At 61.5% G+C, this 24817-nt stretch carries 23 protein-coding genes and 2 pseudogenes; 11 read left to right on the top strand and 14 right to left on the bottom strand.

Annotated features, from left to right (window positions below; genetic code table 11):
* The first annotated feature begins 1 nt into the window (after nt 1).
* From QM694_RS05050 to QM694_RS05030, 5 genes are all read left to right on the top strand, one after another.
* Complete coding sequence (locus tag QM694_RS05050) at nt 2-775, top strand: HpcH/HpaI aldolase family protein (RefSeq protein WP_415005862.1); 774 nt, start codon at nt 2-4, stop codon at nt 773-775.
* Nucleotides 776-806: 31 nt separating this feature from the next.
* Nucleotides 807-2060: a hypothetical protein gene (locus QM694_RS05045; protein ID WP_415005861.1), complete on the top strand. Its 1254-nt coding sequence runs from the start codon at nt 807-809 to the stop codon at nt 2058-2060.
* Nucleotides 2061-2081: 21 nt separating this feature from the next.
* Nucleotides 2082-2906, top strand: coding sequence for a hypothetical protein (locus QM694_RS05040; protein WP_415005860.1), 825 nt, complete (start codon nt 2082-2084; stop codon nt 2904-2906).
* Between the two features lie 128 nt (nt 2907-3034).
* Complete coding sequence (locus QM694_RS05035; protein WP_415005859.1) at nt 3035-3481, top strand: L,D-transpeptidase; 447 nt, start codon at nt 3035-3037, stop codon at nt 3479-3481.
* Nucleotides 3481-4071: a dimethylsulfonioproprionate lyase family protein gene (locus QM694_RS05030; protein ID WP_415005858.1), complete on the top strand. Its 591-nt coding sequence runs from the start codon at nt 3481-3483 to the stop codon at nt 4069-4071. The genes QM694_RS05035 and QM694_RS05030 overlap by 1 nt, the downstream gene beginning before the upstream one ends.
* Here the strand turns inward: QM694_RS05030 and purB are convergent.
* From purB to QM694_RS04980, 10 genes and pseudogenes are all read right to left on the bottom strand, one after another.
* A complete protein-coding gene (gene purB, locus QM694_RS05025) occupies nt 4068-5375 on the bottom strand; it encodes an adenylosuccinate lyase (RefSeq protein WP_415005857.1) in 1308 nt (435 codons plus the stop codon). The two genes, QM694_RS05030 and purB, sit on opposite strands and share 4 nt — an antisense overlap.
* A gap of 57 nt (nt 5376-5432) precedes the next feature.
* Nucleotides 5433-6176: a DUF2259 domain-containing protein gene (locus tag QM694_RS05020; protein ID WP_415005856.1), complete on the bottom strand. Its 744-nt coding sequence runs from the start codon at nt 6174-6176 to the stop codon at nt 5433-5435.
* Nucleotides 6176-6412 carry an Lrp/AsnC ligand binding domain-containing protein gene (locus QM694_RS05015; RefSeq protein ID WP_415005855.1) on the bottom strand — a complete coding sequence of 79 codons (237 nt, stop codon included), beginning with the start codon at nt 6410-6412 and terminating at the stop codon, nt 6176-6178. The genes QM694_RS05020 and QM694_RS05015 overlap by 1 nt, the downstream gene beginning before the upstream one ends.
* Nucleotides 6413-6462: 50 nt before the next feature.
* Entirely contained in the window at nt 6463-7566 is a 1104-nt protein-coding gene (locus tag QM694_RS05010; RefSeq protein ID WP_415005854.1) for a branched-chain amino acid ABC transporter substrate-binding protein, read from the bottom strand.
* Between the two features lie 117 nt (nt 7567-7683).
* Nucleotides 7684-8799 carry a branched-chain amino acid ABC transporter substrate-binding protein gene (locus tag QM694_RS05005; RefSeq protein WP_415005853.1) on the bottom strand — a complete coding sequence of 372 codons (1116 nt, stop codon included), beginning with the start codon at nt 8797-8799 and terminating at the stop codon, nt 7684-7686.
* A 121-nt stretch (nt 8800-8920) separates the two neighbouring features.
* Nucleotides 8921-9268 carry a DUF6867 family protein gene (locus QM694_RS05000; protein WP_415005852.1) on the bottom strand — a complete coding sequence of 116 codons (348 nt, stop codon included), beginning with the start codon at nt 9266-9268 and terminating at the stop codon, nt 8921-8923.
* 2 nt (nt 9269-9270) lie between these two features.
* Entirely contained in the window at nt 9271-9993 is a 723-nt protein-coding gene (locus QM694_RS04995; protein ID WP_415005851.1) for an ABC transporter ATP-binding protein, read from the bottom strand.
* Nucleotides 9994-9998: 5 nt separating this feature from the next.
* Nucleotides 9999-10823 (bottom strand): annotated as a pseudogene (locus QM694_RS04990) (ABC transporter ATP-binding protein); the annotation flags it as partial.
* Nucleotides 10823-12223, bottom strand: coding sequence for a high-affinity branched-chain amino acid ABC transporter permease LivM (gene livM, locus QM694_RS04985; RefSeq protein WP_415005850.1), 1401 nt, complete (start codon nt 12221-12223; stop codon nt 10823-10825). The gene livM and the pseudogene QM694_RS04990, both read right to left, overlap by 1 nt.
* A gap of 3 nt (nt 12224-12226) precedes the next feature.
* Nucleotides 12227-13145, bottom strand: a pseudogene (locus tag QM694_RS04980) (ABC transporter permease subunit).
* Nucleotides 13146-13439: 294 nt separating this feature from the next.
* Here QM694_RS04980 and QM694_RS04975 point away from each other — a divergent pair.
* From QM694_RS04975 to QM694_RS04965, 3 genes are read left to right on the top strand one after another with little or no spacing between them, the layout of a single operon-like run.
* On the top strand, nt 13440-13976 hold the full coding sequence (locus tag QM694_RS04975; RefSeq protein WP_415005849.1) for a PadR family transcriptional regulator: 537 nt from the start codon (nt 13440-13442) through the stop codon (nt 13974-13976).
* Between the two features lie 13 nt (nt 13977-13989).
* Nucleotides 13990-15132 carry an efflux RND transporter periplasmic adaptor subunit gene (locus QM694_RS04970; RefSeq protein WP_415005848.1) on the top strand — a complete coding sequence of 381 codons (1143 nt, stop codon included), beginning with the start codon at nt 13990-13992 and terminating at the stop codon, nt 15130-15132.
* Nucleotides 15133-15147: 15 nt separating this feature from the next.
* On the top strand, nt 15148-18342 hold the full coding sequence (locus QM694_RS04965) for an efflux RND transporter permease subunit (RefSeq protein ID WP_415005847.1): 3195 nt from the start codon (nt 15148-15150) through the stop codon (nt 18340-18342).
* A 42-nt stretch (nt 18343-18384) separates the two neighbouring features.
* On the opposite strand, the gene QM694_RS04960 is transcribed toward QM694_RS04965, so the two are convergent.
* Together QM694_RS04960 and QM694_RS04955 are read right to left on the bottom strand one after the other, a co-directional pair.
* A complete protein-coding gene (locus tag QM694_RS04960; protein ID WP_415005846.1) occupies nt 18385-18720 on the bottom strand; it encodes a hypothetical protein in 336 nt (111 codons plus the stop codon).
* An 83-nt stretch (nt 18721-18803) separates the two neighbouring features.
* Entirely contained in the window at nt 18804-20078 is a 1275-nt protein-coding gene (locus QM694_RS04955) for a pyridoxal phosphate-dependent aminotransferase (RefSeq protein WP_415005845.1), read from the bottom strand.
* Here QM694_RS04955 and QM694_RS04950 point away from each other — a divergent pair.
* Nucleotides 20077-20433: a hypothetical protein gene (locus tag QM694_RS04950; protein WP_415005844.1), complete on the top strand. Its 357-nt coding sequence runs from the start codon at nt 20077-20079 to the stop codon at nt 20431-20433. The genes QM694_RS04955 and QM694_RS04950 overlap by 2 nt on opposite strands.
* On the opposite strand, the gene QM694_RS04945 is transcribed toward QM694_RS04950, so the two are convergent.
* The gene (locus QM694_RS04945) at nt 20391-20945 is read right to left on the bottom strand and encodes a GNAT family N-acetyltransferase (protein WP_415005843.1); all 555 of its coding nucleotides are present in this window, start codon (nt 20943-20945) and stop codon (nt 20391-20393) included. The two genes, QM694_RS04950 and QM694_RS04945, sit on opposite strands and share 43 nt — an antisense overlap.
* A 51-nt stretch (nt 20946-20996) precedes the next feature.
* Between QM694_RS04945 and QM694_RS04940 the strand changes: the two genes are divergently transcribed.
* Both QM694_RS04940 and QM694_RS04935 read left to right on the top strand, forming a co-directional pair.
* On the top strand, nt 20997-22973 hold the full coding sequence (locus QM694_RS04940; protein WP_415005842.1) for a carbamoyltransferase C-terminal domain-containing protein: 1977 nt from the start codon (nt 20997-20999) through the stop codon (nt 22971-22973).
* Complete coding sequence (locus tag QM694_RS04935; protein ID WP_415005841.1) at nt 22970-23302, top strand: hypothetical protein; 333 nt, start codon at nt 22970-22972, stop codon at nt 23300-23302. Before QM694_RS04940 ends, QM694_RS04935 begins: the two co-directional genes overlap by 4 nt.
* Nucleotides 23303-23481: 179 nt before the next feature.
* Here the strand turns inward: QM694_RS04935 and QM694_RS04930 are convergent, their stop codons facing one another.
* Nucleotides 23482-24789, bottom strand: a complete 1308-nt coding sequence (locus QM694_RS04930; protein WP_415005840.1) for an NAD(P)/FAD-dependent oxidoreductase — start codon at nt 24787-24789, stop codon at nt 23482-23484.
* Nucleotides 24790-24817: the final 28 nt, after the last annotated feature.

Here is a 24817-nt window from a genome sequence, read left to right as displayed (position 1 = left end):
CGTGCAGGCGCATTATGACCTGAAGGCAAGGCTCGGCAAACCCGGGCCTTTCCTGTTTTCGTGGCTCACCATGCCGTCGGGCGAACTGGCGGCGCAATCTGCCCGCCTGCCGCTCGATGGCGTGTGCCTGGACATGCAGCACGGCATGATCGGCTTTCCGGACGCCGTGCCGATGATCGCCGCCATCAACGCCGCAGGCCGCCCCGCCATCGTGCGGGCGCTGTGGAACGATCCGGGGCTGATCGGCCAGTCGCTGGATGCGGGCGCTGCCTGCGTGATCGCCCCGATGATCAACAGCCCCGCGCAGGCGCAGGCGCTGGTGAAGGCGGCGAAATATCCGCCCATCGGAGGCCGTAGCTGGGGCGGCTATACGGCACTTCAGGCCTCGGGGCTGACGGCCCCCGAATATCTGGCGCAGGCCAACCGCTTGACCCAGGTGTTCGCCATGATCGAGACGGTCGAGGCGCTGGATCAGGTGGAGCAGATTGCCGCCACGCCGGGTCTCGACGGGCTGTTCGTGGGTCCCAGCGATTTGTCGATCACACTCTCCAATGGTGCTGCCGTTGCCAAGACGGGCGAAGCGACGCTCGCCGCCATGCGGAAGGTCTCGAAGGCGGCCAGGTCCAACGGGCTGGTGGCCGGGGCTTTCGCGGGCAATGCCGATGTCATCAAGACCTACCTTGGACTGGGCTTCACCTTCCTCGCCGCGGCGGTGGATGTGGACCTCATGCAGTGGGGCTGCGCCAGGCTCCTTGAGGAGATCAAGAGCGTTTGACCTTTTTGCGCGTTTCGGCTGAAAGTGCGGCATGGACAAGCAACCGTCACTTCCCGCCGAAACCGCTGCCATCCTCGACAGGCTCGCCGACATCGCCCTGAGCGCCTGTCCGATTCCAGCCCAGACCGACAAATATTTCACCAACACCAGCCGCATCGTTTCGGCCCATGGCGATGCGCAGGTGACGTTTGCCGTGTTCATGCGCCGCCGCGTGGTGGCCGCGCTGGAGCCGACCATACGCCTGATCCGCCGCTTCGTGCCGGACGTGCAGATCAAGCGCTATTGTCAGGAAGGCGACATCGTTCCCTCCGAAAGCAAGATGATGGAGATCACCGGCTCCATGGCGAAGCTCTCGGAAATCGAGACGCTGCTGCTGCAGAAGACGGGCTTTCCCTGCGTCTCCGCCAACAACGCCTATGAGATGTGCCGGGCCATTCCCTCGGCCGGCTTCATGGACATGCACGCCCGCCACGGCAGCGGGGCAGAAATGAATATTCTCGCCGCCTATGGCGCGGCGGTGGGCAGCATGGCGGCGAAGAAGGCCGATCCGGCGGTAAAGGGCTTCGTCGGCTCCTCGCAGGATTTAACTGCGCCATTCTTCGGTCCGGGCGGCGGCATGGGCACCATGCCCCATGCGCTGATTGGCTACACCGGCGGCGATGTGCTGAAGGCGATGAAGCTGTTCGCCGAAACCATCCCCGAAGCCAAGGCGCTGATCGCCCTCGTCGACTACACGGGCGAGGAAATCACCGACTCGCTGCGCTGCGCGCACTGGTTCTATGAGCAGGCGAAACTGCAGGAGCAGGGCAAGACCTACGGCATCCGCCTCGATACGCATGGCGGGCGGTTTGCCGAAGGCCTCGACTATGAGAAATCCGTCGATACGGTTGGCCACTGGCTGGGCGTGCAGGGCGAATACAACATCGTCGAGCAGGTCCTGGGCGGCAGGGCGGTGCAGCTTGATCCCAACAACATCCTGATCGACAAGGTGCGCCGCATCCTGTTCGGCAAGGGCGTGTCGGTGGCCTCGATCATCCATGCCCGCCTCGCGCTGGACCGCGCAGGCTACAAGGAGGCGCAGATCGTCGCTTCGTCCGGTTTCGATCCGCAGAAGTGCCAGATCATGGGAGCAGCCAATGCACCGCTCGACATGGTAGGCACCGGCAGCTTCCTGCCCGCCACGTTAACCGAGACTTATGCAACCGCTGATATCATCGCCTATGATGGTGTGCGGCGCGTCAAGGTCGGGCGGGAGTTTCTGTTCGACGGGGCATCACAGAAATAGCCAAATAGGGCCGCGAAAACCATGCCGGCGACAACATCGTTCACACGCCCGATCTGGATCGCTTTCAAAGCCTGTTTCGCGACGGATGAAAAAAGACGCCAGATTGTAAAAGAGAACGAGTTGGACGTTTATCGTGCCGCGTCCATGGCGTCCTACTTGTTTCGCTGGATGGGATTGCCGCTTACATGGATATTTTTCCTGAATGGCACAGACAAGCACAGGGCAGGCGGACATCGATACGCACCGCACTACAAGCGGTTTTTCGGGCCTTACCGCTGGCGAAAGATCAAGCTTCTGGAAATTGGAATTGGTGGCTACAAAAACAGCATTGGCGGCCGTTCCATCACCGCCTGGAGGTGGTATTTCCCGTTTGGGAAGATTGTCGCGTGCGACATCCAGGATAAAAAAATACTCGAGACCCGTGGCGTCACTATCTACAAAGTCGATCAATTCAGCGATCAGGATCTATCACGTCTGATAGAATCGGAGGGCGCGTTTGATATTATCATTGATGATGGCTCCCATTTTAGCGAGCATCAGATATTTACGTTCGAAAAACTGTTTCCCTCCCTGAAGGATGGCGGAACGTATGTCGTGGAGGATATACAAACATCGTATTGGCCCGACTGGGGCGGGCGATTGATAGGAGACGGCGGCGAGACCTGCATGACGTATTTCCAGCGTCTTACACACTATCTCAACGCGTGCGAATTCACCGGGGAATCTCCGCGGAATCCGAAGCTCGAAGCGCTGGGCGATCAGATATCCACGATCTCTTTTCATCATAATTTGATTTTTATTCAGAAAGAACTGCTAAAAAAGCAATCCAATGTCATTGTTGCCTAGCATGCTTGCGGTTTTAATGGGGATTTTTAGGAATCTGGGCAGAATGCGGGAATTCGCTTTTCCTGTCTGTTCCGAAGGCAGACGCAAGACTTCCATCCAGAGAGGGGGCTCTCAGAGGTGATGTTAAAATGCTGAAGCAATTGAGTGCGGTTTTCGCCGTGTTTTTCCTCCTGCTGCAACCGGCGGCAGGGCCTGCGTCGGCCAGTTCGGCGGCGCCTGAGGTGGAGATCAATATCAACATCTCCAGCCAGTCCATGGCGGTGAACGTGAACGGCTGGCCTTATGGCCGGTGGAAGGTCTCAACTGCGCGCGATGGCTACCACACGCCGCGTGGCCGCTACCGTCCCTTCGCGCTCAGGCGCGTTTACTATTCCAAGAAATACGACAATTCGCCAATGCCGAATTCCATTTTCTTCTATGGCGGCTACGCGATCCACGGCACCTATTATGTCAAGAATCTCGGTCGTCCGGCGTCGCATGGCTGCGTGCGCCTGTCGCCCGAGAATGCCGCAAAGCTCTTTAACCTGGTTCAGCAGCATGGCCTCGGCGCCACGCGCGTGAGCATCACCGACTGATGCGCAGCAGGCCGCTCCAGCGCTTCATCGATCTGACCGAGCAGGCCATTGCCGCCCGCGCGCGCGATTGTGCCGGAGCCCAGCCCGCCGCTGACAGGATCTTTGGGGCGCTGCGTGCGCGGGGTGGAGGCCCCGGCAAGCTCGCGCCGCAGAGCTTGCCAATCACCATCGAACTGCCCGCCGCGCTCAGGCTCGCGCAGCTGGCCGATGCGCCCGTGCCGGAACTCGCACGGGCGCTTGCCTCCCTCTCGGGTGATCTGCATTGGTCACCGCGCAAGGGATCGGAGGCCGATCCCAATTTCCACTACAAGCATGCCAATGCCATGGTGGTTGGCCCGGGCGGGCTGGAAGAGCGCGAAGACGTGTGGATCGGCCTGACGCTGATGGCCCCTGAAACGTTCTATCCCAATCACCGCCATCCGCCGGAAGAGGTCTATGTGGCGCTCACCGATGGCGGATGGTGGAAGGAAGGCCATGACTGGTCATGGCCAGGCCCCGGCGGGCTGATTTACAATGAGCCCGGCGTGACCCACGCCATGCAATCGCGCAAAGACCCGATGCTGGCGATCTGGAGCCTGTGGGTAGGTTAAGCCTCGCCGAAGACGCGGCGGAAGATCGTGTCGACGTGTTTCAGATGATAACCCAGGTCGAAGAGGCTCTCGAGTTCGGTATCAGACAGATGGGCTGAGACTTCCTTGTCCTTCTTGAGGAGATCGAGAAAGTTTCCTTCGCCGCGCCACACCGGCATGGCGTTGCGCTGCACGGCGGCATAGGATTCTTCCCGGCTCATGCCTCTCTGCGTCAGCGCCAGCAGCACGCGCTGCGAATGGATGAGGCCGCCAAGGCGATCCAGATTCTTCTGCATGTTGCCGGGATAGACGAGCAGCTTATCGATCACGCCGGTCAGCCGCTTCAGAGCAAAATCCAAGTGGATAGTGGCGTCCGGCCCGATGCCGCGTTCCACCGAGGAGTGGGAAATATCGCGCTCATGCCAGAGCGCCACGTTTTCCAAAGCGGGCGTCACGGCGGAGCGCACGAGGCGGGCAAGGCCGGTCAGGTTTTCGGTCAGCACGGGGTTCCGCTTGTGCGGCATGGCGGAGGAACCTTTCTGGCCGGGAGAAAAATATTCCTCCGCCTCCAGAACCTCCGTACGCTGAAGATGGCGGATTTCGATGGCCAGCCGTTCGATCGAACTGGCGACCACCGCAAGCGCCGCGAAATACATGGCATGGCGGTCGCGCGGGATGACCTGCGTGGAGACGGGTTCGGGCTGAAGCCCCATTTTCTCCGCCACATATTCCTCAACGCGCGGATCAATGTTGGCAAAGGTGCCGACAGCGCCCGAGATGGCGCAGGTGGCGATTTCCTTCCGCGCCATTTCCAGCCGCGCCCTGCCGCGCGAGAACTCGGCATAGGCCTGCGCCAGCTTGACGCCGAACGTGGTGGGTTCGGCATGGATGCCGTGGCTGCGGCCCACAGTCGGTGTCATCTTGTATTCAAAAGCGCGGCGCTTGAGGGCGGCGAGAAGCCCGTCCACATCGGCGATCAGCAGATCGGCGGCGCGCATGAGCTGCACGTTGAAGCAGGTGTCGAGCACGTCCGAAGACGTCATGCCCTGATGCACGAAGCGGGCTTCAGGCCCGACGATTTCCGAAAGGTGGGTGAGGAAGGCGATCACGTCATGCTTGGTGACGGATTCGATCTCGTCGATGCGCGCCACGTCAAAGACAGCATCCTTGCCCATGGCCCAGATTTTGGCTGCCGCCTCCTTGGGCACCACGCCCAGTTCCGCTAGGCAATCGGTGGCGTGGGCCTCGATCTCGAACCAGATGCGGAAACGGGTTTGAGGGTCCCAGATCGAAGTCATTTCCGGGCGGCTGTAGCGGGGGATCATGCGGGCACCTTGTTGAACGGCCCGCTTCTACAAACGATCAGCCGCCGTTGCAAATGCTCAAGGGTCGGCGAAGGGAACGGCGATGTAGCGCCGGTCCTGGCCCTCGAAACCGCGCGTGTAGACGGCGATCAGCGCCACCAGCCTGCGGGTTTCGGGATAGCCGCTCGGGCCATAGACGGCGGCGATGTCGTAACCCAGGGCGCAGCCGCGCGAGGCGGGGAGCGCCGCATCGGAATGAACGGTAGCGGGCTGCGCCTGCTCACCGCGTTTCATGGTGAGGGTGAAGCCTTTCACGGGCTCTTCATAGGCCTTGCAGTTTTCCGGTATTGCCACCTCCGCCGTGGACAGGGCCAGCTCCATGCGGATTTCCGCATTGGCGGTTCCGTCCTCCGCGCCGCCGCCCGTGCTGTTGTAGTAGCGGTCAAATTTCACCATGTTGCGCGGCAAGCCCACCTGCGTGGCGGGGAAGGCGGCGAGGAGTTCCGCCGGTTCGGTGATGCCAGCCGATTTCAACAATGGAGCGGCGCGTTCAAGCGCCCTGGCATGCGAGAGGCCCAATTTGCCCGACTCATCTTCCGTCATTTCGCGGATGGGTGATCCCTTCACCCATTCGTTCTTCTCGGTGTCGATGATGAAAACATCGGCATAGGAAAACCCCGAGCCGTCCTGAATGCCGAACTGCTCGAAGGCGAAATAGCGGGCGTCAGGCGAAAATCCCAAGGCCTGGAACTGCGCGCCATCCGCGGCCTCGGCAATTACCGGGCACAGGCAGAGCAGAAGGGCGAGGGCAAGCCGCCGCATCAGAAAGCCTGGAAGGTGATAATCGTATAGGTGTCCCTGATGCCGGCAATGGGCTGGATTTTCTCGGCGATGAAGCGCCCCACGTCTTCGGCTTCGTCAAGGTAAAACTTCACCAAAAGGTCGTAACCGCCTGCGGTGGAATAGATTTCCGATGCCAGTTCGCTGTCGGCGATGGCCGTGGCCACCTGGTAGGATTTGCCGAGTTCACATTTGATCTGGACGAAGAAGGCGCTCATGGGATTATCCCGCTGAGAAGGGGTGATGGTGGGTCAAGGCGAAGCCGCCGTCAATGCACATCTGGCGCTTCCACATAGCGCCCATCCGTCCAGCGGAACCACACGAAGGGCTGCTCCAGCAAATCGCCTTTGGCATCGAAGCCGATGTTTCCAAGAACTGTTTGCACGCGGTTTCCGGCATGCAACCAGTCGGCGATCCTGTGAGCATCGGTGCCGCCTGTCGCTTCCGCCGCCTGCACGAACACCTGCACGGCGGCATAGGCATTCAGCGTATAGCCTTCCGGCTGGAAATCATCATTCGCGAAATGCTGCAGCACAGCCTTGGCGGCATCGCCCCGCTGCGGGTCGGCGGCAAAGCTCATCAGCGTGCCATCAGCCGCATCCTTGGCGATGTTACCGAACTCATCCGTGACGAGCGCGTTGCTGCCGATCAACTGGATGCCCGAGCCCATATCCCGCAACTCGCGGATGATCAGCCCGGCCTCCACATAGGTGCCGCCGATATAGAGAACGGCAGCGCCGGAATTCCGGAGCTTCACGGCGATGTCGCCATAGTCCTTGGCGCCCGGAGTGTAGGTCTCATCGATCACCGGCGTCATTGCGGCGGCCGAGAGGGCCTGCCGCACCTTTGCGGCCAGCGCCGCGCCAGAGGGTGATTTGTCATTCAGAATGGCGATCTTCTGGTCCCGGTAATGCGCGGCGATATATTTGCCCGCGAAGGTGCCTTCGGCGTCGTCACGCTGGCAGACGCGGAAGACATTCCACAAGCCGGCATCCGTCAGCTTGGGATTGGTGGATGCGGGCGAAATCATCAGGATGTTGGCCTGATTGTAAACCTTGGCAGCCGGCACCGAAGCGCCTGAGCAGAAATGGCCCGCCACCAGTTTCACGCCCTTCGACACGAAATCGGTCGCCACATCCACGGCCTTGCGCGGCTCGCACCCATCGTCCGACGCGATGAGTGACAAAGGCTGGCCGGATAGGCCGCCCGACGCATTGTAATCATCGACAGCTCTTTGCGCGCCGCGCCGCATCTGCTCGCCGAAGCTGGCGTTGGCGCCGCTCATCGGCCCTGCCGTGCCGATCAGGATATCGGCGCGCGCGGGCAGGGCCAGCAGCAGGGCAGCGCAGAGCAGGGCGGCAATCGGTTTCATGCTGCGATCCGTAAAGCCTCATGGGCCTTGCCGCAACAGCCGTATGCGGGGCTTGCGAAAAAGAAAACCCGCGCGAAGTGGTTCGCGCGGGTTTCCGGCATGGGAAAAATCCCAGGCTTAGTTGAGGGTATCGTCTTCCGTGTACTTGCCGTCGTGGAACTTGTAGAACACGTACTTGGCGTCCTTGATGTCGCCCTTCTCGTTCAGCTGCAGGTCGCCCAGCACTGTGTGAACGGTGTTGCCGGCGCGCAGCCATTCCGAGATCTTCTTGCCGTCGGTGCTCTTCAGCGCATCGGCAGCCTGGGCCCAGGCCTGGATCGCGGCATAGGCATAGAGGGTGTAGCCTTCCGGATCGTAGCCAACCTTCTTGAACTCATCCACCACGTCCTTGGCGGCCGGGTTGTTGCGGGGTTCGGGCGCGAAGGTGAAGATCATGCCTTCACCGGCGGGGCCGGCGATGGTCCAGAACTCTTCGGTGTTGAACGCGTCGCCCGAGATCATCTGGGCACCCATGCCCTGTTCACGCATCTGGCGCAGGATAAGGCCGCCTTCGGTGTGATAGCCGCCGAGATACACGGCGTCGATGCCCGCTTCCTTCATCTTGGAGACGAGGGCAGTGTAGTCCTTTTCACCGGCGGTGTAGGACTCGTCCATCACTTCCTTGACGCCCGCGGCGTTCAGCGCCTTGCGGGTTTCATCCGCGAGGCCTTTGCCATAGGGAGACTTGTCGTCGAGGATGGCGATCTTCTTGTCCTTGTAATGCTTGGCCAGGAAGTTGCCGGCGACAACGCCCTGCGCATCGTCACGGCCGCAGACGCGGTTGGTGTTCCACAGGCCCTGTTCGGTGAACTTCGGGTTGGTGGACGCAGGGGTGATCTGCACGATGCCTTCTTCGGCATAGATCGCCGAAGCGGGGATCGAGGAGCCGGAGCAGAAGTGGCCGGCCATGAACTTGATGCCCTTCGACACCATCTGGTTGGCAACCGCCACGGCCTGCTTCGGATCGCAGGCGTCGTCGCCCACTTCGAGAACGATCTTCTCGCCGTTCACGCCGCCCTTGGCGTTGAGGTCGGCAACGGCCTGCTCGGCGCCCTTCTTGAGCTGTTCGCCGAAGGAGGCATAGTCGCCGGTGATCGGGCCTGCGACGCCGATGCTGACATCGGCCAGCGCCGTCGAGGCGGAGAGCGCGGCGGCAAAGCCAAGCGCGATGCCCGACAACAGATATTTCTTCATTCGAAGTCTCCCTTGAGTTTCTTGACCGTCTGGTCTTCGGGGTTTGCGCACCCCTTGGGGCGAAAGTCTAGGCCCAAAGACGTGCGATTGGGAAGGGCCAGAAAATGGCCTTTTCCCGAATTTAAGTTGAGGATTTGGCCCTCCATGAAAAGGGCCCCGCGCGCTCCCACGCCCAGGGATATTGCGTCACCATCTGCTTCACGCGGGTGAGGCGGTAGCCCAGCAGGGAACCGGCGATCAGCACCAGCGTGTCGGTGATGAAATAATGGAGAGACAGGAGGTCGCCGTTGAACAGCGCGTAATGAAAGAAGCGCAGCGCCATTCCCAGCGGGATCATATAGAGGACGGCGGAGAGCATGGGCCGCCATTTGCTGGCCAGGCTGCGGCCGGCGAGAAAGGCAGCGCCGCCGCCGAGGATGACCGTCATGATGATGAACACCGAGAGCTTGTCTTCGACGAAGAGCTGCATGTTCAATGGCTCCCTTCGAGATAGGCGGCGCGGATTTCAGGCCGTGACAGCAGCTCGCGGCCGGTGCCGGTCATGGTGATGTTGCCGTTCACCATCACATAGGCGCGGTGGGCGAGCTTCAGCGCATGGAAGGCGTTCTGTTCCACGAGGAAAACGGTCAGGCCTTCCTTTTCGTTCAGTTCCTTGATGGCGGCGAAGATCTGTTTGACGATCAGCGGCGCCAAGCCCAGCGAGGGCTCATCGAGCAGCAGGAGCTTGGGCCTCGCCATCAGCGCGCGGGCGATGGCGAGCATCTGCTGTTCGCCGCCCGAGAGCGTGCCGCCGCGCTGGCTGCGGCGCTTTTCGAGAATGGGAAACATGCCGAAGACGCGCGCCAGATCCTGCTCGTAGAATTCGGGCTTGGAGACGGTGGCGCCCATCTGGAGATTTTCCTCCACCGTCATGCGCGGAAAGATGCGGCGGCCTTCGGGGGATTGCGAGATGCCCAGATGCACGATCTCATGCACGGGCGTCTGGGTGATATCCTTGCCCTCGAAGGTGATGCTGCCGGAGCGGGCGCGGGGCGTGCCGCAGATCGTCATCATCAGGGTGGATTTGCCGGCGCCGTTCGAGCCGATCAGGGTGACGATCTCGCCCTTGTTCACGTCAAGGTCGATGCCCTTCAGCGCCTGGATCTTGCCGTAGAAGGTTTCAACGCCGCGAACCTCAAGCATGGCCCCGCTCATGGCTTTGCTCCCACGGCGAGATCGACTTCCTCTTCATCCTCCACACCCAGATAGGCGCGGATGACGGCGGGATCATTCTTCACATGCGACGGGGTGCCGTCGGAAATCTTGACGCCGTAGTCGAGCACCACGATGTGGTCGGAAATGCCCATGACGACGCTCATGTCATGCTCGATCAGCAGAATGGCGATGCCCTGTTCCTTGCGGATGTCGAGGAGCAGGCGGTTCAGCGCGTCGGACTCGCGCGGGTTGAGGCCAGCCGCCGGTTCATCGAGGCAAAGCAGGAGAGGCTTCGTGCACATGGCGCGGGCGATTTCGAGCCGCCGCTGGTCGCCATAGGGAAGTTCGCCCGCCGGATCGTCGGCGCGGTCGATGAGGCCGATCTTTTCCAGCCAGTATTTGGAAAACTCCACCGCTTCCTTGCTGGCCCGCTTGTATCCGGCGGAACCGAAGAGGCCCAAGAAAGTGAAGCCCGAAGCCTTCATCAGCGCGTTGTGCTGCGCCACCATCAAGTTTTCCAGAACCGTCATGCCGGCGAAGAGGCGGATGTTCTGGAAGGTGCGGGCCACGCGCGCATGGCGGGCGATGCGGAAGTCATCCATCCGTTCAAGGAGGAATTCCTTGCTGTCGTCATGGGTGAGGATGATGCTGCCTTCGGTGGGCTTGTAGAAGCCGGTGATGCAGTTGAACACCGTCGTCTTGCCCGCGCCGTTGGGTCCAATCAGCGCCGTGATGTCATTCTTGTTGGCGCTGAACGAGAGATCGCCGACAGCCGTGAGGCCGCCGAAACGCATGGTCAGGTGTTCGACACGAAGCAGAGGCACAGTCATCAGCCGTGGCCCTCGGCGACGAGATCGGCGGAGACGGCTTTCTTCTCCTTGAGATAGACGGTCGGGTCACGCCGTGTCACGAAGCCGCGCGGCTTCCAGCGCATGATCAGCACCATGGCGATGCCCACGAACAGCATGCGGTACTGCACGGGGTCAAAGCCTTCCGGCATGACGGCGGTGAGGAAGTCCATTTCGCGGAACGCCTCGAAGGTGCCGATGATGACGATGGCGGAGACGACCACGCCGATCTGCGAGCCGAGGCCGCCCAGCACCACGATGGCGAGGATGATCGCCGATTCCATGAAGACGAAGCTTTCCGGCGATACGAAGCCCTGCCGTGTGGCGAAGAAGCTTCCGGCGAAGCCCGCAAACAGCGCACCGGTGGCGAAAGCGGTGAGCTTTGTGGACGTGGTGTTGATGCCAAGCGAGCGGCAGGCGATCTCATCCTCGCGCAGCGCCTCCCAGGCGCGGCCGATGGGCAGCTTGCGGAGCCTCAGCGTCACCAGATTGGTGATGAGCGCCAGCACGAGAATGACATAGAACAGGAAGTCGATGCGGTAGATCGGTTTGTGTTCAAGGCCGAAGAAGGCCGCGAAGCCATCGTCGCCCGCCGTGAAGGGCAGGCCGAAGAAGGAGGGCCGGGGGATGTTGCCGATGCCCGCCGGGCCGCCGGTGAAATCCACCCAGTTGATGAGGATGACGCGGATGATTTCGCCGAACGCCAGTGTCACGATGGCGAGATAATCACCACGCAGGCGCAATACGGGGAAGCCGAGGATTACGCCCCACAGGGCGGCGAGGATGCCCGCGAGGGGAAGCGTGATAAAGAAGGCCCATGGGATGATGCCATCGCCGAACCACGCCGGAAGGTACACCGTCGAAAGCAGGGCGTAGGTATAAGCGCCCACCGCATAGAAGGCGACGTAGCCGAGGTCGAGAAGCCCTGCGAGACCGACGACGATGTTCAGGCCCCAGCCCAGCATGATGTAGGTGAGAATGAGGATCGACAGGTCCATGATCTGCCGTTCGCGCGTGCCGGTGAGACTGGCGAGGAAGGGGAGCGCGATGGCGAACAGGAGGAGGGCAGGCCCCACGAAGCGGCCATAGTTCGGGCCGGTGGCGCTGGCGGCCTTGGCGGGCTTTGCTGCTGCAGGTTTGTTCCATGACACGAGATGGAAGAACAGGCGGCCCGCAACGACGATGCCGACAAGAATGGCAACCCAGCCCCAGCGCGTCTGCAGCGCCAGCGTGCCGGTCGCCGCCACGGTCTTGAGGCCGACGATGGGGCCGAGGATCACCGTGGCGAGGATCGCCGTGAACACCAGATCCTTGATGATCGAGGCTGCGTCCTGTTTGCCGGAGTCAGCCATGACGGCGGTGGATTTCGGAGCACCCGCCATGCGTCAGACCTTCTCCACTTCAGGTTTGCCGAGGAGGCCCTGCGGCAGGAAGATCAGCACCGCCGCCAGCATGGCGAAGGCGGCGACGTCCTTGTACTCCACCGAGAAATAGGCCGACCAGAAGACTTCCACGAGGCCGATGATGATGCCGCCGATCATCGCGCCGGGCAGCGATCCGATGCCGCCCAGAACGGCTGCGGTAAAGGCCTTCACGCCCGCCAGGAAGCCGACGCGGAAATCGGTGACGCCGTAATAGAGGAAGAACATCAGCCCGGCGACGGCGGCCAGAGCCGCGCCCATGACGAAGGTGATGGAGATCGTCTTGTTCACGTCGATGCCCAGCAGCGAAGCCATCTTCATGTCCTGCTCGCAGGAGCGCTGGGCGCGGCCAAGCGAGGTGCGGGTAATGATGGCGGTGAAGATGGCCATCAGCGCCAGGGTGGTGACGATGATGATGATCTGCATGTTGGAGAGGCGCACCACGAAGGCCCCCGGCGCATTCAAAGCCGCCCGTCACGATCGGCTGCAGGGGCTTGGGGCGGCCGTCCTGGGCGATACGGACGAATTCCTCCAGCACGATCGACATGCCGATGGCGGAGATGAGCGGGGCCAGCCGGAAGGAACCGCGCAGTGGGCGGTAGGCGACGCGCTCGATCGTCCAATTGTAGGCGGCGGCGATGATCATGGCGATCAGCACCACCAGCAGCAGGGCGAGGATGGTGAAGGCCAGCCCGGAATTGCCGCTGACGCCCATCGCCACGATGGCAATGAGGGACACGAAACCGCCGACCATGAAGACGTCTCCATGGGCGAAGTTGATCATGCCGATGATGCCGTAAACCATCGTATAGCCGATGGCGATGAGCCCGTAGATCGAGCCGAGTGTGATTCCATTGATGAGCTGCTGGAGAAAATACTCCATCCACTCCCCCTTCCTGTTTGCCCCTATGGCCGCTTTAACGCTGCCAATTTTATTGTCTGCATTGTCTCTTAAACGGCCTTTGGGCAATGCACAAGCCAACCGGGAAGCTGATAGTCACTTGCTGAGCGCTATTTTTCAGTGGAAGTCACTATCAATTGGCAGAAAGTCACGCTGCTTTCCGCTCTTTGCGAGGCTTGTTCAGTGGTGGTTGCAATTTGACCGGAAAATCAAAAACCGGTTGACTCTATACCGGAACGATATATTCCCGAGCGGAATATAGCGGACGAGTAGAAGATGAACGTCAGAACCCTGTGCCTTGGCGTCCTCACCCTTGGGGAGGCCAGCGGATATGAGATCAAGAAGGAAATCGAGGAGGGCATGTTCAGCCACTTCATCGATGCCAGTTTCGGATCGATCTATCCAGCACTCACCCAGCTTCTCGCCGAGGGCTATCTGACGGTCCGGGCCGAACAGAAAAGCGGCAAGCCGGAAAAGAAAATCTACGCCATCACCGAGGCCGGGCGGAAGATGCTGCAGCAGTCGATTTCCGCGCCGCCGGCGCGCGATAAGTTCAAATCGGAATTCCTGTTCCAGATGCTGCTGACAGAATTCGTGACGCCTGATGTCATGCTGGGGGCGATTGACCGGCAGCTTGCCAATCTGCGCTCCGACCTTGGGCGCATCCACGCCTGCGAATGTGTGCCGCAGAAGCTGGCGGGTGCTGCCTTCATCGCCGGATATGGTGAGGCCGTGATGTCGGCCTCGGTCAAATACCTTGAACGCAAACGGGCGGAACTGGTGGCCGAAGCCCCCGCCCATGCCGCTGAATAACGGAGCCTGATTGATGATCCGCCGCTTTCTTTACCTGATCCTCGCCACCGTCATCCTGGGCGGCCTCGCGGGTGGGCTTTATTATTATGCCTTTATCTTCAAGCCGAAGATGATCGCCGGTATCATTGGCAGCGCGCCGAAGCCGGTTGAAACCGTGTCCGCCGCGGATGCAAAGATGGAGACGTGGCAGCCGCAGATTTCCGGCATCGGCACGCTGGTGGCGACGGACGGCATCGACATCACGCCGCAGATCGGCGGTGTGGTGCAGAAAATCCAGTTCGACTCCGGCCAGAAGGTGAAGAAGGGCGACCTGCTCGTCGAGCTTGACCATGATACCGCCGATGCGACGTTGCGCAGCCTCGAAGCGCAGCTCGCCAATGCGCAGAGCGACCTTGATCGCCGTCAGGGCTTGGCCGACAAGGGCCTGGCGCCGCGCACCGAGATTGACCAGCTCCGTTCGCAGCGCGACAGCCTGAAGGCGCAGGCCGATCAGGCGAAAGCGCTGATTGACCAGAAATATATCTATGCGCCATGGGATGGCACGGTGGGCCTCAGGTCCATCTCGCTCGGCAGCTACGTCGCGCCGGGGCAGAAGATCGTGTGGCTGCAGAAGACCGATCCGATCTATGCCGATTTCACTGTTACGGAAGCCGACTATGGCCGCATCAAGGATGGCCAGCCGGTCACGGCCACGTTTAACGCCTGGCCCGATAAATCCTTCAAGGGCACGGTGAAAACCACCGATTCAAAAATGTCGGACTCCACCCGCATGATCACCGTGCGCGCCACGCTGGATAATCCCGATGGCAAGCTGTTGCCCGGCATGTATGCGAATATACTGGTTGATGCGGGCACGCCGGAGCAGGTGATGACCGTGCCGCAGACGGCCGTGGTCTTTTCGCTCTATGGCGACAACGTCTTTGTCGCCGTTCCAGCCAAGTCGCCGCCCGCCGGTTCTACCGACAAGGTTTACGACATCGAACGCCACTTCGTGAAAGTCGGGCCGGTGCGCAACGGGCAGATTTCCATCCTGAGCGGCCTCAAGGAAGGCGATCACGTGGTGACTGTCGGGCAGAACAAGATCGACCAGGGATCGATGGTCAGGATCGACAATTCGGTGGCGCTCAAGATCACCAAGACCGACACCATTCAATAGGGCGGAACTGCGCACATGCACTTTACCGATATTTTCGTCCGCCGGCCGGTACTTGCCACGGTCGTGAGCCTGCTTATCCTGCTGGCCGGTTTGCAGGCGGTGTTCAAGCTGCCCATCCGGCAGTTCCCCTATGTGTCGGATACCAAGATCGAAATCACCACCACCTATCCGGGCGCCAACGCTGACCAGATCAAGGGCTTCATCACCACGCCGATCCAGCAGGCCGTGGCGTCGACGGAAGGTGTCGACACCATTTCATCCACCTCGTCGCAGAACGCCTCGGTGGTGACCCTCAAGCTCAGGCTTGACGCCAACGCCGACCGGGCGCTGGCCGACGTGCTGTCGAAGGTCAACGAAGTCAAAAGCATTCTGCCCAGCGACGCCAACGACCCGATCGTCAAGCGCACCACCGGCTCCGGCTTTGACCTGATGTACATCAGCTTCAAGAGCGAGCAGATGACGTCGCCGCAGATCAGCGACTATCTCAACCGCGTCGTGCAGCCGAAGCTCCAGGCGGTGAACGGCGTGGCGGCGGCGGAAATCCTCGGCGGTTCGACCTTCGCCATGCGCGTGTGGCCCGATCCCGACAAGATGGCGGCGCTGTCGATCACCCCGCTCGACATCCGCAACGCGCTGGCCGCCAACAACTTCACGACCGCCGCCGGCACCATCAAAGGCGATTTCACGCAGACCAACATCAACGCCCAGACCTCGCTCGACACGCCCGAGGAGTTCGAGAATATCGTGATCGCCACGCGCGGCGATACGGTGATCCGCCTGGGCCAGGTGGCAAAGGTCGATCTGGGGCCGGAGAATTTCGACTCCCGCTCGAACTTTGACGGCCTCAAGGCTGTGTTCATGGGCATCCAGTCGTCGCCCGACGCCAACCCGCTGACAGTCATCAAGGCGGTGCGCGATGCGATGCCGGAAGTGCAGCGCGGCCTGCCGAACGGGCTCACCGCCAACATCGCCTATGACGCGACGGAGTTCATCAACGCCTCGATCTGGGAAGTGGCCAAGACGCTGGGCGAAGCGGCGGTCATCGTCATCGTGGTGATCTTCCTGTTCCTCGGCAACCTGCGCTCGACGCTGATCCCGGTTGTCACCATCCCGCTGTCACTGGTGGGCGTGGCGCTGGTTCTCGTGGCGCTCGGTTATTCGATCAACCTGCTCACGCTTCTGGCGCTGGTGCTGGCCATCGGCCTCGTGGTGGACGACGCCATCGTGGTGGTGGAGAATATCCACCGCCACATCGAGGAAGGGCTGACGCCTTTTGAATCGGCGTTGCGGGGTGCGCGGGAAATCACCGGCCCGGTCATCGCCATGACCATCACGCTGGCCGCCGTCTATGCGCCGATCGCCTTCATCGGCGGCCTCACCGGCGCGCTGTTCCGCGAATTCGCGCTCACGCTCGCGGGAGCCGTGGTTGTTTCGGGCATCATCGCCTTGACTCTATCCCCGATGATGACCTCGAAGCTGCTGAAATCGCATGAGCATCAAAGCTGGTTCGGCCGTCTGGTTGAAAACACCTTCGGCAAGCTGCAGCGTTTTTATCGCCGCAGGCTCGACGGTACGATCCGCCAGCGCGCGGTGTTCGCATGGATTGCGGCGCTGACCATTGTGCTCTCGGGCATTCTCTATTCCGCCATCCAGAACCAGCTTGCGCCCAACGAAGACCAGGGCGTGCTGTTCGCCTTCGTCAATGCGCCGGAACATACGAACCTCGATTATCTGACGACCTACACCGACCAGCTCACCAAGACGATGATGGCGGTGCCGGAGAAACAGAACCTCTTCGCTATTGACGGCTTCCCGACATCGCATGGCGCCTTCATGGGCCTGATCCTCAAGCCGTGGGAGCAGCGCACGCGCTCCGATCTTTCGGTGATGGCGGAGTTGCAGCCGAAGTTCAAACAGGTGGCGGGCGTCAACATCTTCGCCACGGCGCCCTCGGCGATTCCAGTGGGCGCGGGCGACCTGCCGGTTGAATTCGTGCTCACCTATCCCGGTGAATATTCGCGGCTGGCCGAGACGCTCGACACGCTGAAGAACGAGGCGATGAAGAGCGGGCTCTTCATCTTCGCCAACGCCGATCTGCGTTTCGCAACACCGCAAGCCGAATTCGTGATCGACAAGGACCGCGCCAACAAGCTGGGCGTCACCATGTCGGATATCGGCGCCACGCTGGCAACGCTTCTGGGCGGCAACAATGTGAACCGCTTCACGGTGCAGGGCCGCTCCTATGAAGTGATTGCGCAGGTGCCGCGCTCGTTGCGTTCGACCACCGACCAGATTTTGAGCTATCGCATCCGCGCGACGGATGGCACGATGGTGCCGCTGTCGGCCTTCATCACGGTCGATCATTCCGTGCAGCCCAACACGCTGGCGACATTCCAGCAGCTCAATGCCGCGACGCTGCAGGGCGTGCCGTTCCCCGGCCACACGGTGGGCGAGGCGCTGGCCTTCCTGCAGAAGAAGTCGAGCGAGATCATGCCGCAGGGCATGAACGTTGATTACAAGGGCGAGAGCCGCCAGCTCGTCAAGGAAGGCAATGCGCTGGCCATCGTCTTCGCCTTCGCGCTGCTGCTGATCTATCTCGTGCTCGCGGCACAGTTCGAAAGCTTCCGCGATCCGCTGGTCATTCTGGTGGGCCTGCCGGCCACCGTGTTCGGCGCCCTGTTCGTGCTGTTCATATTGGGCGAGATCAACGGCGCGATGCAGAACAATCCGCCAATCAACCTCGGCTCCGGCACGATCAACATCTATACGCAGATCGGCCTCGTGACGCTGATCGGCCTGATCGCCAAGCACGGCATCCTGATGGTGGAGTTTGCCAACAAGCTCCAGGAAGAGAAGGGCCTCGACAAGTATGAGGCCATCAAGGAAGCGGCGGCCACGCGCCTTCGCCCCATCCTGATGACCACCGCCGCCATGGTGATCGGCGTCACGCCGCTGCTGGTCGCCAATGGCGCGGGCGCCCACAGCCGTTTCGACATCGGTGTGGTGATTGCCGCGGGCATGGGCATCGGCACCATGTTCACGCTGTTCATCACCCCCGCCATCTATTCCTTTATCGCGGCAGACCGGCGTCCGCAGGCGGTGAAGGATCGCGCGAAGGCGGAAAAGGAAGCGGCGCGGGCCGCCAAGGTGGCGCCTCCGCCCGAGCCCGAAATCGAAGACCTGCCGCCCCTCAAGGAAGCAGCGGAATAATCAGAGAAGAAACCCCAAGGGCCGCAGCAATGCGGCCCTTTCTCATTCGAGACGGGTTTCAAGCGCCGCGCGATAATTCCCTTCCGCAAACCTGAAAGGGCCGATGTTCGTCAGCGGGATGAAGGGAACCTCTTGCAGTTCGCCTGGCCTTTCAACACCAAGATCACTCCAGATGAACTGGTGATCTTCACGCGTAACCCGGGCGGAGATGACGCCGCAATCATAGCCGCCGCATTGGGAGCAAACATAAAGAGCAACCCGCCCGGCTTCGAGCGCATCAGGCCGCTCCAGAAGAAGCTGCTGTCTGACTGTCGCATCCACCGGCACGGACGCTGTTCCCGTTCTTGGAACAAGACCGTGCCCCGCGCGCTCGACCATGTTCCACAGCGAACGGCCTGAAATGAAAAAATCCGGCCGCCGGCCGTGACGATTGCTGTCCGCCCAGCGGATTGAGAGCTCTTTCACTGCAGCGAGCCAAGGGCCGCAGCGATGCGGGTCAGGGCTTTTTCAAGATCCGCCTCGCTCGCCGCGAAGGAGAGGCGGATGGAGTTGGGCGCGCCGAAGGCGGTGCCGGGCACAGTCGCCACGCCATGCTCTTCCACGAGCCAGTCGCACAGACGGTCGGTGGTATCCATCACGTGGTTTCCAGCCTTTTTGCCGAGTAGTGCCGAAACATCGGGGAAGGCATAGAAGGTGGCGGGAATATCGCCGATCTTCACGCCGGGAATGGCGCGGAGACCTTTCAGCACCATGTCGCGGCGCTGCTGATAACGCTGGCGCATGTGCTCCACGTCATCGCGGGGGCCGGCCAGCGCTTCCAGTGCGGCGCGCTGCACGAACTGGTTGGCGCCGGTGGTGATGGTGCCCTGCATGCGCATCATCGCCCTGGTGATCGGCTCGATGGCGGCGGTGTAGCCCAGCCGCCAGCCCGTCATGGCGAAGCCCTTGGAGAAGCCGTTGACGGTGATGGTGCGCTCCTTCATGCCGGGCAAGGATCCGATCGACACCATCTTGCCGCCGAACATGATGTATTCGTAGATTTCATCCGACAGCACCATCATGCGGGGATGCGCCTTGACGATGGCCGCGATCTCTTCCAGTTCGGCGCGGTTCCACACGGCGCCCGTGGGGTTGGAGGGCGAGTTGAGGATCAACAGCTTGGTGCGGGGCGTTACCGCTGCGGCGATGCGTTTGGCGGGAACCTTATAATCCTCATCCACCGAGGCATGCAGGATCACCGGCGTGCCGCCCGCGAAGCGCACGGTGATTTCATAGGACACCCAGAAGGGCGCCAGCATGATCACCTCGTCGCCGTGATCGATCAGCGACAGCACGGCATTGGCAATCGCCTGCTTGGCCCCGTTGGTGAGGCAGATTTCGGCGGGCGAATAGTCAAGGCCGTTTTCATCCTTCAGCTTCTTCGACAAAGCGGCGCGGAGTTCGGGAATGCCGGCCACCGGCGAATAATGGGTGAAGCCCTCGCGCATGGCTTTGGTCGCCGCCTCCTGGATGTTCAGCGGCGTGTCGAAATCGGGCTCGCCCACGGTGAGGCTCACCACATCCTGCCCTTTTGCGCGGAGATCGCGGGATTTCTGCGCCATGCGGATGATGGCGCCTTCATCGGCGGATTGGGTACGGGCGGTGAGAAGGGAGGTGGGATCGAAGCTGGTCATGATGGCGGCTCTATAGGACGGAAGCCTTGCCCGGTCGAGGCTTCGCGGGCATAAGGCGGCCATGCGATTTGCGACACCCCTTCTGATGATTTGCGCCGCCGCCGCTCTCACCGGCTGCAAGACCTCCAACGACATCAAGATCACCAATGAGACGGCGGTGCAGGAGCAGCGGAAATCGCGCTCCGAGCCGATCTTCTACAACGGCAAGACCTATCATCTGGATTTCAGCTTCAACTCCGGCAGCAACGCTTTTGACATGCGCGTCTCCGGCATGGGGCCGAAGCAGGGCAAGGATGCCGTGCAGCTTGGCACCTCCAGCCTCCGCTATTTCGCCTGCACCGACCGGCAGACATCGCAAGCGGTGGGCGAGGCGCGTTATGTGTCCAATGTCTGGGTGTTCCCGGCCCGCTGCGTGTGACCGGCGCGGAGCAGGGCGTAGATTGCGTCGTCCGCCCATTCCCCTCTGAACCATTCGCTTTCGCGAAACAGCGCCTCGCGGCGGAAGCCTGCTTTTTCCAGAACGCGGCAGGAGGCGGTGTTTCGCGGATCGACAGAGGCGGTGATCCGGTGCAGCGGGAAGGCGGCAAAGGCATAATCCAGAAACGCCTTCACCGCTTCTGTGGCATAACCTTTGCCCCAGTGCGGTTTTGCAATGGTGTAGCCGATCTGGGCGAGGCGCGGGTCATCTAGAATGCGGAAACCCAGATCGCCGATGAATGCGCCCGATGCCGTGAGGGCGAACTGGAACCAGCCGGGATCGCCGGGCTGCTTCGCGTCCATGTCCTTCAGAAAGGCCTCTGCCTCGGGCAGCGTATAGCTTTCCCATGACTGGTAGCGCGCCACGTCAGGGTCGTTCCGTATGTCCATGAAGCCGGCAAGGTCAGCGACCATGAAGCGGCGCGCGATGAGGCGTGAAGACTGGAAATACATGGGCCGGGAATGGCTCTATAGTGAAACCGAGTCAATTGCGGTGAGGACGGGTTGAGCGGGCGCAGCATCATTCTGGGGGTTTCGGCGGGGCATGATGGTGCGGCCTCGGTGCTGGTGGATGGCAGGGTTGCCGCCCATATCCTGCGCGAGCGGCAGACCGGCATCCGCCATCACTATGGCATTGACCGCGATACGGTCGAACGGGCGCTGCGGGAGGCTGGCGTTTCGGCCGCCGATGTCACGCAGGTGGCTTTCACGGCGACGCAGATCGTGCCGGGCCTTGTCGATGACTGGGACTATCTGTCCTTCTCCGCGGCAGAGTCGGTCAGCCCTGATCCGTCATTCCAGAATGTCATCGCTCCGGGCAAGAGCCACCTCCTGCGCAGCATCGTGCGGCGGGGCGACAGGCAGCCCGGCTGGGTGAAGGGTTTCGTTGAAGAGTTGCAAGGTTTCTGGCGCATTCCGCCGGAGACGCACCGCGACTGGTGCATGTTCATGCATCTCTCGCCGCTGGTTGGCCCGCTGCTGTGGCAACAACCTTTCACACTGGCAGAAATGCAGGCCCGCATGGCCGCCTTCATCACCGCCGGAGTGGAGCGCGCCGTGATGCACATGCCCCTGAAGGTGCGCCTTGCCGGGCGTGAGCTTCCGGGCGTGTTCGTCAACCATCACACCTGCCATGCCGCTTCAACCTTCTATGCCTCACCCTTCGATGAGGCGACGATCATCACCCATGATGGCGGCTATGGCGCGGATGCGGGCATGGTGTTCCGGGGCCACGGGGGCCGGATCGAAGCGGTGGGGCCGCATTATCTCGACAACGGCCAGTTCTACGACACGGTGGCGGAGTTTCTGGGGTTGGGCCTGATGGGCGGTGCTGGCAAGCTCATGGGGCTTTCCGGCTATGGCAGCGGGCAACTCGCGGATGCTGTTCCTCCGGGTACGGAGGAAGATTGGGCGCGTTTCGCTCAATCGCGCTTGCCGGGCTGGACGCCGCAGACCGATTTTTTCCCCGAACTGGTGACGGCACTTCGCGCGGCGGCTGAGCGTGCGGGGCTGGATATCCGCCAGCTTGGTAACCGCCATGCTTTGCCGGAACCTGCCGCCAATGAGATCGCGGCGGCGGCTCAGGCCGTTGTCGAGCGCAGCATTCTGGCTGCGGCCAGGGCGGTGCATGGGGCGTTCAAAACTGCCGGATTGCTTGCGGATTCGCTGTGCCTGTCCGGAGGCGTGGCGCTCAATTGCCCGGCCAATACGCTGGTCCATGACGAGTTCGGTTTTTCCAGCGTCTTCATCGAGCCGCATTGCGAGGATGGCGGCATTTCGCTGGGGGCGGCGCAATATCTCCATCATGCACTGATGAACAACGGCAGGGCTGCGGACGGCAAGGCGCGGCTGAGTTCCCATGCCATGATGGGACCGGCGCATGATGTTCTGGCGGAACTCGCAGCCGCGTCCGCCACCGGATTGACTATAACGCCCCTTGAGGATTGGCCTGCCGATGCCGCGCGGATGCTGAGGGATGACAGGATCATCGGCATTTTTCAGGGCCGCTCAGAGAATGGCCCGCGCGCGCTTGGCCATCGCTCCATTCTTGCCAATCCATCGCAGGGTGCAAACTGGGCGCGGGTGAATGTCGTGAAAGGCCGCGAGGCATGGCGGCCCTTCGCGCCGGCCGTTCTGGCCCACCGCCTGCGGGACTGGTTCACGCGCGGGCCTGAAGCATCGCCCTTCATGCTCTTCACCTACACCTGCCCGGAGGACAAGCGCTCCCGCATTCCCGCCGTCATCCATGCCGATGGCACCAGCCGCGTGCAGACCGTGGAGCGCGAAGACGGCGCGCTGTTTTCAATTCTCGAACAGTTCGAGGCGTTGACCGGCCTTCCGCTTGTGCTGAACACCAGCTTCAACGGCCCGGGCCAGCCCATCATCGAAACGGTCGAGCAAGCCCTTGCCATGCTGCGCGCGACGGCGCTGGACGCCGTCTATTTCGGCGGCGAGGGCAGGGGCGTGAAGGTGATGAAATGATAGAATGGGCGAAGCGCGAAAATAATTTCGTTCCCGATCTCATCGCAGATATTTATCTCTACCCGTCCCACCTTAGTAGCAGAAAAACACCAATTCCTCCCGGCTACGGCTGTCCGTTAACCACCGGAAATCAACCTCCATTCCAAGGTTGGGATGTAAGATTTTTCCTGGCCGGCCAATCCATGGCGCTGGGCAGCAGGCGAAGATTGGGGATGATCTTTCTCTCCCGCGAAGGCTTTCAAGAGATCACCGCGGCGCAAAATTTCTTTCTTTGGGAGGCAGGGATCATCGGTGAAGGCGTGGTTGTTTCAATCGCTCCTCAGCGATAAGCCCGCCGGACACAAAATTGCGAGCGGGAAGTATCGAGCGAAGGCTTAAAACCTCAACAAAATCGTCATCCCCGCGCAGGCGGGGACCCCGCTTTCAAGCGAAAATGCGTGGCATCAAAGCGGGTTTCCCGCCTGCGCGGGAATGACGGAGCATGAAATGAAATCGAAGAGTTAGCGCTTTAGTTAAACCGCCTGTCCATCCAATCCCTCGTGCGGAAGTAGCGGCCGATCCATGGCAGAAACCATGTGTTGCCGGTATAGAGCGGGTGATCGGGAAATTCCGGCCGGTCGAAGGCGCAGACGCTGTTCACCTTGCCGGCGATCTTGCGCGCCGTCTGGTGGCCCAAATAGCTCATCATGGCGACGCCCGAGCCGTTGCAGCCCAGCGCATAATGCAGATTGTTGAACTTCCCCATGTGGGGAATCTCATCCAGCGTGAAGGCCACATTGCCCGTCCACGCATGGGTGATCTTGGTGCCCTTGAGCTGCGGAAAACGGTCAGTCATGAACTGATGGAGGATGGGCGCCGTCTCCACCGGATCGGTGTGGCCGAACTTGGCGCGGCCGCCGAAGATCAGCCGCTTCCTGTCGGGTGACAGGCGGTAATAGGTGAGCACCCGGCGCGTATCGGCGAAGGAGCGGTTCCTTGGGCTTAGCGATGCGGCGAGATCGGGAGACAGTTCTTCCGTTGCGATGATGTAGGAGCCGACCGGCACCACGCGGCGCTTGAGGTCCGGCGTCACATCGCCGGTATAGCCATTGGTGGCGATGATGACATCGCCTGCCTGGATCGTGCCGCGCGGCGTTTGCACCTGCCAGCCCGCTCCGCTTTGTGTGATCTTGGTGGCTGGCGTTTTCGATGCGATGGCCACGCCCCGCTTCACGCAGAGGTCGAGCAGGCCCTTGTAGAACAGGGCAGGGTGCAGATGGGCGGCGCGGCCCACCACCATGCCGCCCCGGTAATAGTCCGAGCCGATTTCCTCGCGCTGCTTTTCCGGCGGCACCAGATAGGCGTCGGACTTCGCATATTTGTTCAGTGTGCTGACCTTCTTGGCCATGCCGTCGAAATGGCTCTTGCACCAGGCGCCGAGGAAGTATCCTGCGCGCGTCCAGCCGCAATCGATCTTTTCGCGGGCGATCAGATCCTCGATCATGCCGAAGGCATCGGCGGCGTCGGAGAGATAGGGCGCGGATTCCTCTTCGGTCAGCGCCTTTGCCATGTAGCGCTTGCCAACATTGACACCGCCCGACACCATGCCGCCGTTGCGCGTCGATGCGCCGAAGCCCGGTTCGCTGGCGTCCAGCACCACGCAGTCAATGCCCTCGCGGTTAAGCTCCAGCGCCGCATTGAGCCCGGCATAACCCGCCCCCACGATCACCACGCGCGCTTCTTTGGGAACCGGGATTTCGGGAAGGGATTGGGGCGTGAAGGCCTCCCACCAGAAGGGGCGGGCCTTGAAATCGGACGTAAAGATGGGGGAATTCACGATAAAATCCTTTGGCGCTGCGGCGCGC

This window comes from Aestuariivirga sp. (genome assembly GCF_047602625.1).
Taxonomy (GTDB): domain Bacteria; phylum Pseudomonadota; class Alphaproteobacteria; order Rhizobiales; family Aestuariivirgaceae; genus Aestuariivirga.
This window is presented reverse-complemented; position numbering and strand designations above follow the sequence as displayed.